Below are 16,302 nucleotides of genomic sequence, written 5' to 3' on the forward strand. Positions count from 1 at the left end.
TATGTTCGGGACCCGATCCACCGGCACTATTTCCCCGGAAGGAGGGTTATGGCAACGCCAACAAAGGTGTCAGCAGTTGAGGAAATCACCACCGATTTCAAGGAATCGACCGCTGCTGTCCTAACCGAATACCGCGGGCTCACCGTTGCACAGCTCAAGGAGCTGCGTCGTTCGCTCGGCCAGGACACCAAGTACTCGGTCGTCAAGAACACCCTGACTGGCATTGCAGCCAAGGAAGCCGGCATCGACGCGTTCGAAGGCCAGCTTGCCGGACCTACTGCAATCGCCTTCATCAAGGGTGACGCAGTTGCAGCTGCAAAGAGCCTGACGGATTTTGCCAAGACCAACCCGCAGCTCATCATCAAGACCGGTATCTTCGAGGGCAACGCCCTGGATGCCTCCGGCGTAGCCGCACTGGCTGCCCTTGAGTCCCGTGAGTTCCAGCTTGCACGCGTCGCCGGTGTCCTCAAGGCACCGATGTCCATGCTCGCCCGCACGGCTGACGCACTGCGCATGAAGCTCGAAGAGGAAAGCGGCGCCCCCGCTGACTCCGCTGCAGAAGAGGCTCCGGCCGCTGTAGAAGAAGCTCCGGCAGCAGAAGCAGCCACCGAAGAGTAAATCCTCTTCTCCACCAATCTCCGGTGCCTGCGGGCACCAACTATAGGAAGGACGCCACACCATGGCGAAGCTCACCAACGAAGAGCTCATTGAAGCTTTCAAGGAACTGTCCATCATCGAGCTCTCCGACTTCGTGAAGCTCTTCGAGGAGACGTTCGACGTCACCGCTGCTGCTGTCGCAGTTGCCGGCCCCGCTGCCGGTGCCGCTGAAGCCGCTGAAGAGAAGACCGAATTCGACGTCATCCTCGAAGCTGCCGGCGACAAGAAGATCGCAGTGATCAAGGAAGTCCGCGGCCTGACCTCCCTGGGCCTGAAGGAAGCCAAGGACCTGGTTGACAGCGCTCCGAAGGCCGTCCTCGAAGGCGCCAACAAGGAAGCCGCTGACAAGGCCAAGGAAGCTCTCGAAGCTGCCGGCGCCACCGTCACCGTCAAGTAGTTTTTACTGCCTCACAGCATAAAAACGCTTTACAGAAGGCCCCGTTCCGCAAGGAACGGGGCCTTCTGCTTTCCCGGAAGCTACGCCTCGTCGCGGTAAAGGAGCAGGGCCTCGCCCTGTCCGCCCCCTCCGCAGAGGGACACACCTGCACGGCCGGAGCCGCGCCGTGCGAGTTCGTGTGCAGCGGTGAGGGCCAGGCGGGCGCCTGAGGCTCCGATCGGGTGTCCGAGGGCGATCGCTCCGCCGTGCAGGTTGCACTGTTCCAGGTCCATGCCCAGCTCGTTGAGGGACTGCACCGCGACGGCGCCGAAGGCCTCGTTGATTTCGATGAAGTCCAGGTCGGACGTTTTCCAGCCGGCCCGCCCGAGTGCGGCGAAGAGGGCATTGGACGGCTGGGAATGCAGCGAGTTGTCCGGTCCGGCGACCTGGCCTGGGAGCCCGACGGCGGCAAGGATGTTCAGCCCCTTGGCTTCGGCAAAGTCGCGGGTCGTGACTATCAGCGCCGCTGCGCCGTCGGACAGGGGGGAGGAGTTCCCCGCCGTGATGGTGCCCTGCGCATCGAACGCCGGGCGAAGGCCGGCCAGTGTATCCACAGTGGTGGCGGGGCGCACACCCTCGTCCGAGGTGAGGACCAGCGGCTCACCGCGGCGCTGTGGCACAGTAACGGGAACGATTTCCGCATCGAAGACGCCGGCAGCCATCGCGGCTGCGGCACGCTGGTGGGAGGCAGCCGCTACTTCATCCTGCTCCAGCCGCTTGATGGCCAGCTTTGTGTTGCCCCGCTCAGTGGAGATACCCATGGAATCGTTGTCGAAGGCATCTGTCAGTCCGTCGTGTGCCACCGAATCCAGGGCCGAGATGTTCCCGTAGTTCCAGCCCTGCCGGGAGCCGGGCAGCAGGTGCGGGCCGCGGGACATGGATTCCTGGCCGCCGGCCACCACCACGGTGGCCTCGCCGCCCCTGATCAGCCGAGCGGCGTCGATGACCGCAGACAGGCCGGAAAGGCAGACCTTGTTGACGGTCATTGCCGGGACGTCCCAGCCGATTCCGGCTTTGATGGAGGCCTGACGGGCCGGATTCTGCCCGCAACCGGCCTGCACCACGTGGCCCATGATCACGGAGTCCACATCGGCGGCGTCAACACCGGACTTTTCCAATGCGCCCTTGATCGCAAAGGCACCGAGTTCAACCGCCGTGAAGGCGGAGAGCTGGCCGTTCAGGCGGCCCAGGGGAGTACGTGCGCCGCCGACGATGACCACTTCGGGAACGGCTGCGCCCTCGCGGGCTGCTGAGGTAGGTATGGGTGCGTGAGTCACTCGGGGGTCGCTTTCGTCGGTGTATTCGGCATTGAAGACAGGGATAAGGCTACGCCACCCCGGCATTCCGGGGGAGACTGCCGTCACACGGCACGCTGCACCGCTTTCGGTGCAGGCAAGCACCAAGGCGCCGTTGTGCGGTAAGGTATCTGTATCCGATGCGTGAACGGTACGCCGGTGTTGCCTGTAGCTCCCCCCGGTTTCCTGTCCCGGAACGTCCCTTCGGAGGGGTTGAGCGAAGCAGGGTACAAATACCGGGTAGACTTGTCTGCCCATAATGCCCTATAGTGGATATTTGCTTCCTCCTGTTAACCTTCAGCCTTCATATAGCGGTGGGCTTCGTTCCGTGCCGGGCAGTATCCGCAACCTGCGGCTAGGCCCCATGCCGGACATCGGGACGCACACGGACTCGGTCCGCATTGTGCAGGGGAGGAGGCGTGAAACACGCCTGAAGGTCTGTGGAAGGATCCCTCTTGGTCGCCTCGAGCACCTCTAATAACGAAACCGCTACTAATCCGGAGAACGCAGCTTCCCGGATTTCATTCGCAAAGATTCACGAACCGCTTGACGTTCCCAATCTTCTTGCCCTCCAGACGGACAGCTTTGACTGGCTCGTCGGCAACGAGCGCTGGAAGGCGCGCGTTGAAAAGGCCCGGGAGACCGGCGAACAGGGTATTGCCACCACTTCCGGCCTGGCTGACATCTTCGAGGAAATCTCCCCGATCGAAGACTTCCAGGGCACCATGTCCCTGAGCTTCTCGGAGCCGGAGTTTGCCGACCCGAAGTACACCATGGCGGAGTGCAAGGACCGGGACGCCACGTACTCGGCCCCGCTGTACGTTAAAGCCGAATTCATGAACAACAACACGGGTGAAATCAAGCAGCAGACCGTGTTCATGGGCGACTTCCCCCTCATGACAGACAAGGGAACGTTCGTCATCAACGGCACCGAGCGTGTTGTTGTTTCCCAGCTGGTCCGTTCCCCGGGCGCCTACTTCGAGCGCACCGCGGACAAGACCAGCGATAAGGACATCTACACCGCGAAGATCATTCCCTCCCGCGGTGCATGGTTTGAACTGGAGATCGACAAGCGCGACCAGGTGGGCGTCCGCCTGGACCGCAAGCGCAAGCAGTCCGTCACCGTCCTGCTCAAGGCACTGGGCTGGACCGAAGGCCAGATCCTCGAGACCTTCGGCGAATACGACTCCATCCGTGCCACCCTGGAAAAGGACCCCACGGAAACCCGCGAAGATGCCCTGCTGGACATCTACCGCAAGCTCCGTCCGGGCGAGCCGCCCACGGTCGAGGCTGCCCAGACTCTGCTGGACAACCTGTACTTCAACCCGAAGCGCTACGACCTGGCCAAGGTTGGCCGCTACAAGATCAACCGCAAGCTGGGCATCGACAAGCCGCTGACGGATTCCGATGCTTCGGTCCTGAACAATGACGACATCGTCGCCATGATCAAGTTCCTCGTTGCACTGCACGCCGGCGAAAAGACGGTTCCGGGCAAGCGCAACGGCGAAGACGTGGACATCCGCGTCGAGGTCGACGACATCGACCACTTCGGCAACCGCCGCATCCGCGCCGTCGGTGAATTGATCGAAAACCAGATCCGCACGGGCCTGTCCCGTATGGAGCGTGTGGTCCGCGAACGGATGACCACCCAGGACGTCGAGGCCATCACGCCCCAGACCCTGATCAACATCCGTCCCGTTGTCGCTGCGATCAAGGAGTTCTTCGGAACCTCCCAGCTCTCGCAGTTCATGGACCAGAACAACCCGCTGGCCGGCCTGACGCACAAGCGCCGCCTGTCCGCGCTGGGCCCGGGCGGTCTGTCCCGTGACCGTGCAGGCATGGAAGTCCGAGACGTCCACCCGTCCCACTACGGCCGCATGTGCCCCATCGAAACCCCTGAAGGCCCGAACATCGGCCTGATCGGTTCGCTGGCTTCCTACGGCCGCATCAACGCGTTCGGCTTCATCGAAACCCCGTACCGCAAGGTCGAGAACGGTGTCGTCACCGACAAGGTTGACTACCTGACCGCGGACGACGAAGTTGAGCGCACCATTGCCCAGGCAAACGCTCCGCTGCGCGCCGACCAGCACTTCGCCGAGGACCTGGTCCTCGTCCGTGCACGCGGCGGCTCCGGCGAGCCCGTCCTCGTCGAGCCCGACGAGGTCGAGTACATGGACGTTTCCCCGCGCCAGATGGTGTCGGTGGCTACGGCCCTGATTCCGTTCCTCGAGCATGACGATGCCAACCGCGCCCTCATGGGTGCGAACATGCAGCGCCAGGCCGTGCCGCTGCTCCGTTCCGAACGTCCCGTAGTGGGCACCGGCATGGAGAAGTACACCGCAGTTGACGCCGGCGACTCCGTGACCGCCAAGAAGCCCGGTGTTGTCACCGAGGTTTCCGCTGACCTCGTCACCGTCATGAACGACGACGGCACCGAGACCAGCTACCCGATCATGAAGTTCGAGCGCTCCAACCAGGGCAACGCCTACAACCAGCGCGTGCTGGTCTCCGAAGGCGCCCGGGTTGAGGTCAACAGCATCATCGCCGACGGTCCCGCAACGGACCAGGGTGAACTGGCCCTTGGTAAGAACCTGCTCGTGGCATTCATGTCATGGGAAGGCCACAACTACGAAGATGCCATCATCCTGTCCCAGCGCATGGTCTCCGACGATGTCCTGACCTCGATCCACATCGAGGAGCATGAGGTTGACGCCCGCGACACCAAGCTTGGTGCCGAGGAAATCACCCGCGACATCCCGAACGTCTCCGAAGAGGTGCTCTCGCAGCTCGACGAGCGCGGCATCATCCACATTGGTGCCGAGGTGGAAGCCGGCGACATCCTGGTTGGCCGCGTCACCCCGAAGGGCGAAACGGAACTGACCCCCGAAGAGCGCCTGCTGCGCGCCATCTTCGGCGAGAAGAGCCGCGAAGTCCGCGACACCTCCCTGAAGGTTCCCCACGGCGAGTCCGGAACCGTCATCGGCGTGCGCATCTTCGACCGCGACAACGACGACGAGCTGCCCCCGGGCGTGAACCAGCTGGTGCGCGTCTACGTGGCGCACAAGCGCAAGATCACGGACGGCGACAAGCTGGCCGGCCGCCACGGCAACAAGGGCGTCATCTCCAAGATCCTTCCGATCGAAGACATGCCGTTCATGGAAGACGGAACCCCCGTCGACATCATCCTGAACCCGCTGGGTGTTCCGGGCCGAATGAACGTCGGACAGGTCCTGGAAATCCACCTGGGCTGGGCTGCCAAGCAGGGCTGGAAGATCGAGGGCGAGCCGGACTGGGTCAAGGACCTGCCGAACCTGCCGCGCGAGACCGGCCCCACCACGGTTGCCACCCCGGTGTTCGACGGTGCCAGCGAGGACGAGATCACCGGCCTGCTCGATTCCACCAACGTGACCCGTGACGGCAACCGCCTGATCGGTGCCTCGGGCAAGGCCCGGATGTTCGACGGCCGCTCCGGCCAGCCGTTCCCGGACCCGATCTCGGTCGGCTACATGTACATCCTGAAGCTCCACCACCTGGTGGACGACAAGATCCACGCCCGCTCCACCGGTCCGTACTCCATGATCACGCAGCAGCCGCTGGGTGGTAAGGCACAGTTCGGCGGACAGCGCTTCGGTGAGATGGAAGTCTGGGCCCTGGAAGCGTACGGCGCCGCCTACACGCTGCAGGAACTGCTCACGATCAAGTCCGATGACATCCACGGCCGCGTGAAGGTCTACGAAGCCATCGTCAAGGGCGAGAACATCCCGGAGCCCGGCGTTCCGGAATCGTTCAAGGTCCTGATCAAGGAAATGCAGTCGCTCTGCCTGAATGTGGAAGTCCTCTCCACCGAAGGCAACACGATTGAAATGCGTGACTCGGATGAAGAAGTCTTCCGGGCCGCGGAGGAACTGGGTATCGATCTGTCCCGTGCAGAGCCCAGCTCCGTCGAAGAGGTTTAGCTGGTAGATCCGCCCGGGGAGTCCGCCGGGCGGTTCGGAACGGCGGCAACGAAATTCCTTGCTCGCAGAGCTCGCAGGAATATTAAAGCCGCCTAACCCGAACCGTCCGACGGACCCGGGTGGGTCACCTTCAATCTTTTCCGCACCCGAGACATTCAGATTTAGAGAACAAGAGAGAACAGGGACCCATGTCCAACGATTCCACGTTCGGCCTCATGCGAATCGGCCTTGCCACCGCGGATGAAATCCGCGGCTGGTCTTACGGCGAAGTGAAGAAGCCGGAAACCATCAACTACCGAACCCTGAAGCCGGAGAAGGACGGTCTTTTCTGCGAAAAGATCTTCGGTCCTTCCCGCGACTGGGAATGCTACTGCGGCAAGTACAAGCGCGTGCGCTTCAAGGGCATCATCTGTGAGCGCTGCGGCGTCGAGGTCACCCGTGCCAAGGTGCGCCGCGAACGCATGGGCCACATTGAGCTCGCCGCTCCGGTCACCCACATCTGGTACTTCAAGGGTGTTCCGTCCCGCCTGGGCTACCTGCTGGACCTGGCACCGAAGGACCTTGAGAAGGTCATTTACTTCGCTGCCTACATGATCACCTCGGTTGACGAAGAGAACCGCCACGCGGAACTGCCGAACCTGCAGGCCGAGCACGACCTGGAGCGCAAGCACCTCGTCGACCAGCGCGACTCCGACATTGCCGCGATCGCCAAGGACCTCGAAGGCGAGCTTGCCCGCCTCGAAGGCGAAGGCGCCAAGGCTGCCGACAAGAAGAAGGCCCGCGACTCCGCCGACCGCCAGATGGCCAAGGTCCGCCGCGACGCCGACAACAACATCGAGCGCCTGGAACAGGTCTGGGACCGGTTCAAGAACCTCAAGGTCGGCGACCTCGAGGGCGACGAAGGCCTCTACCGCGAACTGCGCGACCGCTACGGTCTGTACTTCGAAGGCTCCATGGGTGCCGAAGCCATCAAGAAGCGTCTTGAAGACTTCGACATGCAGGCCGAGTCCGAGAACCTGCGCGACATCATCCAGAACGGCAAGGGCCAGCGCAAGACGCGTGCCCTGAAGCGCCTGAAGGTTGTCAACGCGTTCCTGACCACCACGAACAGCCCGCTGGGTATGGTCCTGGACGCTGTCCCGGTGATCCCGCCGGAACTGCGCCCGATGGTCCAGCTCGACGGCGGCCGTTTCGCGACGTCGGACCTCAACGACCTGTACCGCCGCGTGATCAACCGCAACAACCGCCTGAAGCGCCTGCTGGACCTCGGTGCCCCCGAGATCATCGTGAACAACGAAAAGCGCATGCTCCAGGAAGCTGTTGACTCCCTGTTCGACAACGGCCGCCGCGGCCGTCCGGTCACCGGACCGGGCAACCGTCCGCTGAAGTCGCTGTCCGACATGCTCAAGGGCAAGCAGGGCCGCTTCCGCCAGAACCTGCTGGGTAAGCGCGTTGACTACTCCGGCCGTTCGGTTATCGTTGTCGGCCCGCAGCTGAAGCTGCACCAGTGCGGCCTGCCGAAGCAGATGGCACTGGAGCTCTTCAAGCCGTTCGTGATGAAGCGCCTGGTTGACCTCAACCACGCCCAGAACATCAAGAGCGCCAAGCGCATGGTCGAGCGTTTCCGTCCGCAGGTCTGGGACGTGCTGGAAGAGATCATCACCGAACACCCGGTGCTGCTCAACCGTGCACCCACCCTGCACCGCCTCGGCATCCAGGCCTTCGAGCCGCAGCTCGTTGAAGGCAAGGCCCTTCAGCTGCACCCGCTGGTCTGCGGCGCCTTCAACGCCGACTTCGACGGTGACCAGATGGCAGTCCACCTGCCGCTGAGCCCCGAAGCCCAGGCTGAAGCACGCATCCTGATGCTGTCCTCGAACAACATCCTGAAGCCGTCCGACGGCCGCCCGGTCACCCTGCCCTCGCAGGATATGATCATCGGCCTGCACCACCTCACCACCAAGCGTGAAGGTGCTGCCGGTGAAGGCCGCGTGTTCGGTTCCATGTCCGAAGCCCTCATGGCCTTCGACATGGGCGAGCTGCACCTGAACGCCCTGGTGAAGATGCGCGTGGACGGTTTCGTCCCCAGCGCATCCCAGCCGGCTCCGGAAGGTTGGGAAGAGGGCACTCCTGCCCTCATCGAAACCTCCCTCGGACAGGTCATCTTCAACCAGACACTGCCGGCGGATTACCCGTGGGTGAAAGAAGTTGCCGATAAGGGCCAGCTCTCCGCGATCGTCAACGATCTCGCCGAGCGGTACCCGAAGGTCGTCACGGCTGCAACGCTGGACAACCTGAAGGATGCCGGCTTCTACTGGGCCACGCGCTCGGGCGTCACCGTCGCCATCTCCGACATTGCAGCCCCGATCGACAAGCCGGCCATTATGGAAGGCTACGAAGCCCAGGCTGCCAAGGTCGAAAGCCAGTACGGCAAGGGCCTGATCGCTGAAGACGAGCGCCGCCAGGAACTGATCGACATCTGGAACAAGGCCACCAACGAGGTCGCTGCTGCAATGCGGGCGAACATGCCCGAATTCAACAACATCAACCGCATGGTGTCCTCCGGTGCCCGTGGTAACTGGCTGCAGGTCCGGCAGATTGCCGGTATCCGTGGCCTGGTGGCCAACCCTAAGGGTGAGATCATCCCGCGTCCGATCAAGTCCTCGTACCGCGAGGGCCTGTCGGTGCTGGAATACTTCATCGCCACCCACGGTGCCCGTAAGGGTCTCGCCGATACCGCTCTGCGTACCGCCAACTCGGGTTACCTGACCCGTCGTCTGGTGGACGTTTCCCAGGACGTCATTGTCCGTGAGGAAGACTGCGGCACCGAGCGCGGCCTGAACGTGACCATCGCGGTTCCGGACGCCAACGGCGTACTGCAGCTGGACGAAGAGGTCGAGAACTCGGCGTACGCCCGTACGCTGGCCACCGACGTCACCGATGCCTCCGGCAATGTGCTGGCCAAGGGCGGCGACGATGTGGGCGACGTCCTCATCGCCAAGCTGTTCGAAGCCGGCGTCACGGACATCAAGGTCCGCTCCGTGCTCACCTGTGAGTCCGCCGTCGGCACCTGCGCCCTTTGCTACGGCCGCTCCCTGGCCACGGGTAAGACCGTGGACATCGGCGAGGCCGTGGGCATCATTGCCGCACAGTCCATCGGCGAGCCGGGTACCCAGCTGACCATGCGTACCTTCCACACCGGTGGTGTTGCTTCCGCTGAGGACATCACCCAGGGTCTGCCCCGTATCCAGGAGCTCTTCGAAGCACGTACGCCTAAGGGTGTTGCTCCGATCTCCGAGACCGCGGGCCGGGTCACCATCGAAGAGACCGACCGCCAGATGCGTCTGGTTGTCACTCCCGATGACGGTTCGGAAGAGATTGCATACCCGGTCCTGCGCCGTGCCCGCCTCCTGGTTGCCGACGGCGACCACGTCGAGGTTGGCCAGCAGCTGGTCTTCGGTGCAGTGGATCCCAAGCAGATCCTCCGCATCCTCGGCCCGCGCAAGGCACAGGAGTTCCTGGTGGACGAAGTCCAGCGCGTGTACCGCAGCCAGGGTGTGGGTATCCACGACAAGCACGTCGAGGTTATTGTCCGCCAGATGCTGCGCCGCGTGACCGTGATCGAGTCCGGCGATTCCGAGCTGCTTCCGGGTGAGCTCACCGAACGCCGCCGCTTCGAGAGCGAGAACCGCCGCGTGGTTTCGGAAGGCAAGAAGCCCGCTTCGGGCCGTCCGGAACTGATGGGCATCACCAAGGCGTCCCTGGCCACCGAGTCCTGGCTGTCCGCAGCTTCCTTCCAGGAGACCACCCGCGTCCTGACGCAGGCGGCCATGGAAGGCAAGAGCGATCCGCTGCTCGGCCTCAAGGAGAACGTCATCATCGGTAAGCTGATCCCGGCCGGAACGGGCCTGCCCCGTTACACCGAGGTCACTGTGGAGCCGACCGAAGAAGCAAAGGCCAACCTGTTCACCGGCCCGAGCGCCTTCAGCGACTTCGACTACGCCGGCGTTGACGGCGGTCTGAGCCCCGAGTTCCACGCCATCCCGCTGGATGACTACGACATGGGCAGCGACTTCCGCTAAGGAAAGCGCAACCAACGGCAGGTCCCGCACCCTCGTGGTGCGGGACCTGCCGCGTTTAACGGCTGTGCCAGACTGGGAACATGGCGAATTCCCCGACCGGCGAATCGATGGCCAGCCGGATCGTGAAGATCATCAGCGCGTTCGACGAAGCCCACCAGTCCATGCCCGTGACCGTCCTGGCCCGCCGCGCGGACCTGCCCCTGTCCACGGCGCACCGCATCGTCAAGGACCTCACCGGACACGGTTTCCTGCAGCGGGAGTCCGACGGCGGCATACGCCTCGGCCTGCGCCTGTGGGAACTGGCCAACCGCAGCTCTGCCGCCCTGGGCCTGAAGCAGATCGCCATGCCCTTCATGGAGGACATCCAGGCAGTGGTCCGGCAGCACACCCAGCTCTCGGTTCTGCGCGGGGACGAGGTCCTGTTCATTGAACGGCTCTCCAGCCATGGGTCGGTGCTGAACCACGCCAAGGTCGCCGGGCGGCTACCCGTCCACGTCTCCTCTTCGGGGATGGTGATGATGGCCCACTCGCCCCGGCATGTGCAGGAGGCCTATCTGCAGCGACGGAACCTCGATCCGGCGGGGGAGAGGGAGCTGCGGGCTGCGTGGGCGAAGATGCGGCTGGAAGGCAGCGCCAGCCTGCCCGGCGCCGTCGTACCGGATACCACGGGGATAGCGGTCCCCGTCTTTGGAGCGGGCAGTACTGCCGTAGCAGCGATCGGCGTCGTGGTGCCCACCGGCAGCGAGTGCATCCCCGCGACTGTTCCGGCCCTCATGACGGCAGCCAGGGGCATTTCCCGCGGGCTGGGAGTCCGCGCCGAAGCGGCAGGCCCCCACTACCCGGGCTGAGCCGATTTCCCAATGAATGAGAATCCCTTTGCGGCTCCCCGTGTGCCGGCAGTCACACTGGGGAGTAGTGTCCGCTACATAATTCTCAAGGGAGCAACAGATGGGTGCACAGCGCACAATCCTCACGACGCAGGTCGGCATTGTCGGCGGCGGTCCGGCCGGACTCATGCTTTCGCACCTTTTGTCCACATCGGGCATCGAGAACATCGTGGTCGAAAAACGGGACCACGAAACGATCCGCACCACGCACCGGGCCGGGATCCTGGAGCACGGCAGCGTCCGGATGCTGACCGAGACCGGCGTCAGCAACCGGGTGCTGACGGACGGGTACCGGCACGAGGGGATTGACCTGCGCTTCGGCGGCGAGAGCCACCGCATCGACTTTGACGACCTGGTCGGCGAGTCCGTGTGGCTGTACCCGCAGAATGAAGTTTTCACCGACCTTGCCGCCGCCCGGAAACGGGACCACGGCGATGTCCGCTACGGGGTCAGCGACACCGCCGTGGCGGACCTGGCGACCGGCACTCCGAAGATCCTCTTCACCGACAGCTCCGGGAAGGAGTTCGAGGTCCACTGCGAGATCCTGGTCGGCACGGACGGTTCCGCCGGCATCTGCAAGCGCTCCATCCCCAAGGACGCCCGTATGGACAACTTCATCGAATATCCCTTCGCCTGGTTCGGTATCCTCACCCGGGCCGCTCCCAGTGCGCCCGAACTCATCTACGCCAATTCCGACCGCGGCTTTGCCCTGATCAGCCAGCGCAACGACGAGGTGCAGCGGATGTACTTCCAGGCCGATCCGAACGAGGATCCCGATGCGTGGAGCGAGGACCGCATCTGGGACGAGCTGCAGGCCCGGGTGGACGGCCCGGACGGCTTCGAACTCACCCGCGGTCCGATCTTTGAAAAGACCGTCCTGAAGTTCCGCAGCTATGTCTGCGAGCCCCTGCGGTACGGCAACCTGTTCCTCGCCGGCGACGCCGGGCACACCGTGCCGCCCACGGGAGCCAAAGGACTGAACCTCGCCCTGGCCGATGTGCAGGTGCTGTTCGAGGCGATTGACTCGTTCTACGCCACCCGCTCCGCGGACCTGCTGGACGGATACAGCGACAAGGCGCTGAAGCGGGTCTGGCGGGCGCAGAACTTCTCCTACTGGATGACCTCGATGCTGCATACCCGCGCCGATGCCAGCCCCTTCGAACGCAAGCGGGCGCTGGGCGAGCTGAGCGGCGTCGTCGCTTCCCGGCACGGCAGCGCCTATCTGGCCGAGGCCTACACGGGGTGGCCGAATACCTAAGTGTTCGTATCGCGAACACCTGTACATATAATGAACAAGCCGTGTACTGTGGTCTCGACCACGTGGATGCTTGGAAAGCCGGAGCGCGAGGGAGCGCTCCATCGAAAGGAAGACCCATGGAAATGGAAGAGAACCTTTTCTCGAACAGCCATGTCATCGAAAAGCTGGATGCGGCCGAAGCGTCGCAGGACCAGATCTCCGCTGAAATTGCCGCAGTCCACGCTGACTACTCCAAGGGGGTGGACGACGGCGCCGCGGAGGAAACCCAGCCCCGCATCGATTTCTCCCCCTACCGCAGCTCCCTCCTGCGCCACCCCACCAAGGATCCGCACCACGTGGACCCCGAAACCATTGAACTGTGGTCGCCGGCCTTCGGCCACCAGGATGTCCACGCGCTCGAGAGCGACCTGACCATCCAGCACAACGGCGAGCCGATGGGGGAACGGATCATCGTCCGCGGACGCATCCTCGACGGCGACGGACACCCGGTCCGCAACCAGCTGGTGGAAATCTGGCAGGCCAACTCCGCCGGGCGCTACATCCACAAGCGCGACCAGCACCCTGCCCCGCTGGATCCGAACTTCACCGGGGTCGGCCGCTGCATCACCGGCAACGACGGCTCCTATGAGTTCACGACCATCAAGCCCGGCCCGTACCCGTGGAAGAACCACTACAACGCGTGGCGGCCGGCGCACATCCACTTCTCGCTCTTCGGCACCGATTTCACCCAGCGCATGATCACCCAGATGTACTTCCCCGGGGATCCGCTTTTTGCCTTGGATCCGATCTACCAGTCGATCACCGACCCCAAGGCACGCGAGCGCCTCGTAGCGACCTACGACCACAACATCACCGCACACGAATGGGCCACGGGCTACAACTGGGACATTGTGCTCACCGGCAGCAACCGCACCTGGATGGAAGACGAGGACGCAGAGTAATGAGCGAGCAGAAACTCACCGCCACCCCCGGACAGACCATCGGCCCGTTCTACGGCTATGCGCTCCCCTTCGAGAAGGACAACCAGCTGCTGCCCCCGGGCATGCCCGGCAGCGTCCGCCTGCAGGGCACCGTGACCGACGGGGCCGGAGACACGATTCCGGACGCACTGCTGGAAATCTGGCAGGCCGACGCTGACGGGAATATCCCGCAGCGCACCGGTTCCCTGGTCCGCGACGGCTACACCTTTACCGGCTGGGGCCGCACCGCCGTCGACAATGCCGGCAACTACACCTTCACCACCGTGAATCCGGGTCCGACCGAAGAAGGGTCGGCGCCCTTCATTTCCTTCGTCGTCTTTGCCCGCGGCCTGCTGAACAAGCTGCACACCCGCATGTACCTGCCGGATGACGAAGACGCGCTGGCCCGCGACGCACTGCTGTCCTCGCTGCCCGAGGAACGCCGGCGCACCCTGATCGCGACCCGCGAAGCCGACGGCGGACTGCGCTGGAACATCTGCCTGCAGGGCGAGGACGAGACCGTCTTCCTCGCCTTTCCCGGGGCGTAGCCGTGGGTGCAGCTGACAGTGCGGACTACGGACTGCTCTCCCCGGCCTGGGCGGGAACCCGGGTTGCGGAACTGACCGGAGACCGCCAGCTGCTCCAGGCCCTCCTGGACGTGGAACTGGAATGGGTGCGCGTGCTTGCCTCGGCCGGCCTGGCCGATCCGGAGGCTCCTGCCGCGGTGGCCGCCGTGAGTGACGCCGCCCGGTACGACGCCGCGTCCCTCGCCGAGCGGGCGCAGGGTGGCGGGAACCCGGTCATCCCGCTGCTCGCGGACCTGCGGGCCCAGGTGCGGGAGCAGTCGCCGAAAGCGGCCGCCGCCATCCACCGCGCGGCTACCAGCCAGGACATCATGGACACGGCCCTGATGCTGCTGACCCGCCGTGCCCTGGACACCATCCTGGCGGACGCCGACCGGGCAGCGGCTGCGCTGGGGGACCTGGCCCGGCGCCACGCGGCAACCCTCTGCGTGGCCCGCACCCTGACCCAGCATTCCCTGCCCTCCACCTTCGGCCTGCGCGCGGCCCAGTGGCTGCACGGCGTCGGCTCCGCCGCCCGGGGGCTCCGCACGGCCGCCGAGGGGCTCCAGCTGCAGTGGGGCGGCGCTTCCGGAACGCTGGCGGCGCTCACCCTGGCTGCCGGTGCCGCGTCCGACGGCGAGACAAGGACGGCCTTCGACCTCACCGCACGCCTGGCCGACGGCCTGGGCCTGGCGGACCCCGTGGCGCCGTGGCAGACCAACCGGCTGCCCGTGACCTCCCTCGGGGCTGCCCTGCAGGACTTCACCGCAGCGGCCGGCAAGGTCGCCAATGACGTCCTGCTGCTCAGCAGGCCGGAAATCGGCGAGGTTTCCGAACCCCGCGCCGCCGGCCGCGGGGGTTCCTCCGCCATGCCGCAGAAGCAGAACCCCGTCCTGTCCGTGCTGATCCGCAGCGCCGCCCTGGCAGCACCGGGCTACGGCCTGCAGCTCAACGCAGCTGCCGCGGCCGCGGACGACGAACGCCCCAGCGGCTCCTGGCACGTGGAATGGCAGGCCCTGCGCTCCCTGCTGCGCCTGGCCGGGGGAGCGGCATCGAAGCTTGCCGAGCTGGCCGAAGGCCTGCAGGTGCATACGGAGGCGCTGGCCCGGAACCTCGAATCCGCCGGACCGCTGGTGGTCAGCGAGAAAATCATGGCCGTCGTCGCCCCGCTGCTCGACAACGGCGTCCCCGGACGCGGCAAGGACATCATCGCCGACGCGGTCTCCCGGTCGCTGTCCTCGGGCGAACCCTTCGAAGAGCTGCTGCGCCGCTCGGTCCCCGCGGAGATCCTCTCCGACGCCGGGCTTCAGAGCGTCCTCGACCCCGCCGAATACCTAGGGGAGGCAGCCGCACTCATTGAGCGGATCATCACCGCCTACCCCGGAAAGCACTCAGCATGAGCATCCCCGCCATCAAGGCGACCCGCCTTTCCAATGCCGGCCCCGCGGCCCCCGTCCTGATCGCCGGTCCGTCGCTGGGCACTGCGGCCCTGCCGCTGTGGAGCCGGGCGGCGGCCGCCCTGGACACCTTCACGGTCATCGCCTGGGATCTGCCCGGCCACGGCGCCAGCCCCGCGGCAGGGGAGCCGTTCACCGTCGCGGAGCTGGCAGCCGCCGTCGCCGCGATGGTCACCGGCGCCCGGAGCAGCGGAGACATTGCCGCCGACGCACCCGTCTTCTACGCCGGAGTATCGCTGGGCGGGGCCGTCGGACTGCAGCTGGGCCTGGACCACGGGCCGCTGTTCAGCGGCGTGGCAGTCCTTTGTTCAGGGGCCAAGATCGGCGAGGCCGGGGCGTGGGAGGAACGCGCCGAAACGGTGCGCCGCCAGGGCACGCCCACGCAGGTCGTCGGCTCCGGGCAGCGATGGTTCGCGCCCGGCTTCATGGACCGGGAACCGGCTGCCGCCGCCGCCCTGCTCCACTCCCTGCAGGACGCGGACCGCTTCTCCTATGCCCTGTGCTGCCGTGCATTGGCGGACTTTGACGTCCGGGGCCGGCTGGCGGACATCACGGTTCCCGTCCTCGCCGTCGCCGGCGCCGATGACGCGGTCACCCCGCCGTCGTTTGCGCAGCTCATCGCCGACCGGGTCACCAACGGAACCGCCGCCGTCGTCGACGACGCCGCGCACCTGGTTCCGGTGGAGCAGCCGGGCATGACCGCACAACTGCTGAAGGACTTCTTCGGCGCCCAGTACCTCGAAGGGAAATGACGC

The 16,302-nt window shown here is 65.0% G+C and carries 11 protein-coding genes; 10 read left to right on the top strand and 1 reads right to left on the bottom strand.

Annotation, left to right across the window (positions count from 1 at the left end; genetic code table 11):
- Nucleotides 1-48 precede the first annotated feature (48 nt).
- A complete protein-coding gene (gene rplJ / locus AC5RT8_RS12435; protein WP_494096029.1) occupies nucleotides 49-618 on the top strand; it encodes a 50S ribosomal protein L10 in 570 nt (189 codons plus the stop codon).
- Between the two features lie 61 nt (nucleotides 619-679).
- Nucleotides 680-1,054: a 50S ribosomal protein L7/L12 gene (gene rplL / locus AC5RT8_RS12440; protein WP_494096030.1), complete on the top strand. Its 375-nt coding sequence runs from the start codon at nucleotides 680-682 to the stop codon at nucleotides 1,052-1,054.
- An 80-nt stretch (nucleotides 1,055-1,134) separates the two neighbouring features.
- On the opposite strand, the gene AC5RT8_RS12445 is transcribed toward rplL, so the two are convergent.
- The gene (locus tag AC5RT8_RS12445; RefSeq protein WP_494096031.1) at nucleotides 1,135-2,370 is read right to left on the bottom strand and encodes an acetyl-CoA C-acetyltransferase; all 1,236 of its coding nucleotides are present in this window, start codon (nucleotides 2,368-2,370) and stop codon (nucleotides 1,135-1,137) included.
- A 473-nt stretch (nucleotides 2,371-2,843) separates the two neighbouring features.
- Between AC5RT8_RS12445 and rpoB the strand changes: the two genes are divergently transcribed.
- The 8 genes from rpoB (at nucleotide 2,844) to AC5RT8_RS12485 (ending at nucleotide 16,299) form a co-directional block, all read left to right on the top strand.
- Nucleotides 2,844-6,344 (top strand): DNA-directed RNA polymerase subunit beta, encoded by a 3,501-nt coding sequence (rpoB, locus tag AC5RT8_RS12450; protein ID WP_494096032.1) that lies wholly within the window; start codon nucleotides 2,844-2,846, stop codon nucleotides 6,342-6,344.
- Nucleotides 6,345-6,532: 188 nt separating this feature from the next.
- Entirely contained in the window at nucleotides 6,533-10,423 is a 3,891-nt protein-coding gene (locus AC5RT8_RS12455) for a DNA-directed RNA polymerase subunit beta' (RefSeq protein WP_494096033.1), read from the top strand.
- An 80-nt stretch (nucleotides 10,424-10,503) separates the two neighbouring features.
- On the top strand, nucleotides 10,504-11,271 hold the full coding sequence (locus tag AC5RT8_RS12460; RefSeq protein ID WP_494096034.1) for an IclR family transcriptional regulator: 768 nt from the start codon (nucleotides 10,504-10,506) through the stop codon (nucleotides 11,269-11,271).
- A gap of 100 nt (nucleotides 11,272-11,371) precedes the next feature.
- On the top strand, nucleotides 11,372-12,568 hold the full coding sequence (locus tag AC5RT8_RS12465) for a 4-hydroxybenzoate 3-monooxygenase (RefSeq protein WP_494096035.1): 1,197 nt from the start codon (nucleotides 11,372-11,374) through the stop codon (nucleotides 12,566-12,568).
- 122 nt (nucleotides 12,569-12,690) lie between these two features.
- Complete coding sequence (gene pcaH / locus AC5RT8_RS12470) at nucleotides 12,691-13,509, top strand: protocatechuate 3,4-dioxygenase subunit beta (RefSeq protein ID WP_494096036.1); 819 nt, start codon at nucleotides 12,691-12,693, stop codon at nucleotides 13,507-13,509.
- The gene (gene pcaG, locus AC5RT8_RS12475) at nucleotides 13,509-14,075 is read left to right on the top strand and encodes a protocatechuate 3,4-dioxygenase subunit alpha (protein ID WP_494096037.1); all 567 of its coding nucleotides are present in this window, start codon (nucleotides 13,509-13,511) and stop codon (nucleotides 14,073-14,075) included. Before pcaH ends, pcaG begins: the two co-directional genes overlap by 1 nt.
- Before the next feature lie 2 nt (nucleotides 14,076-14,077).
- Nucleotides 14,078-15,490: a lyase family protein gene (locus AC5RT8_RS12480; protein ID WP_494096038.1), complete on the top strand. Its 1,413-nt coding sequence runs from the start codon at nucleotides 14,078-14,080 to the stop codon at nucleotides 15,488-15,490.
- Nucleotides 15,487-16,299 (top strand): alpha/beta fold hydrolase, encoded by an 813-nt coding sequence (locus AC5RT8_RS12485; protein ID WP_494096039.1) that lies wholly within the window; start codon nucleotides 15,487-15,489, stop codon nucleotides 16,297-16,299. Before AC5RT8_RS12480 ends, AC5RT8_RS12485 begins: the two co-directional genes overlap by 4 nt.
- Nucleotides 16,300-16,302: the final 3 nt, after the last annotated feature.

Source organism: Arthrobacter sp. Ms25, from assembly GCF_059090365.1.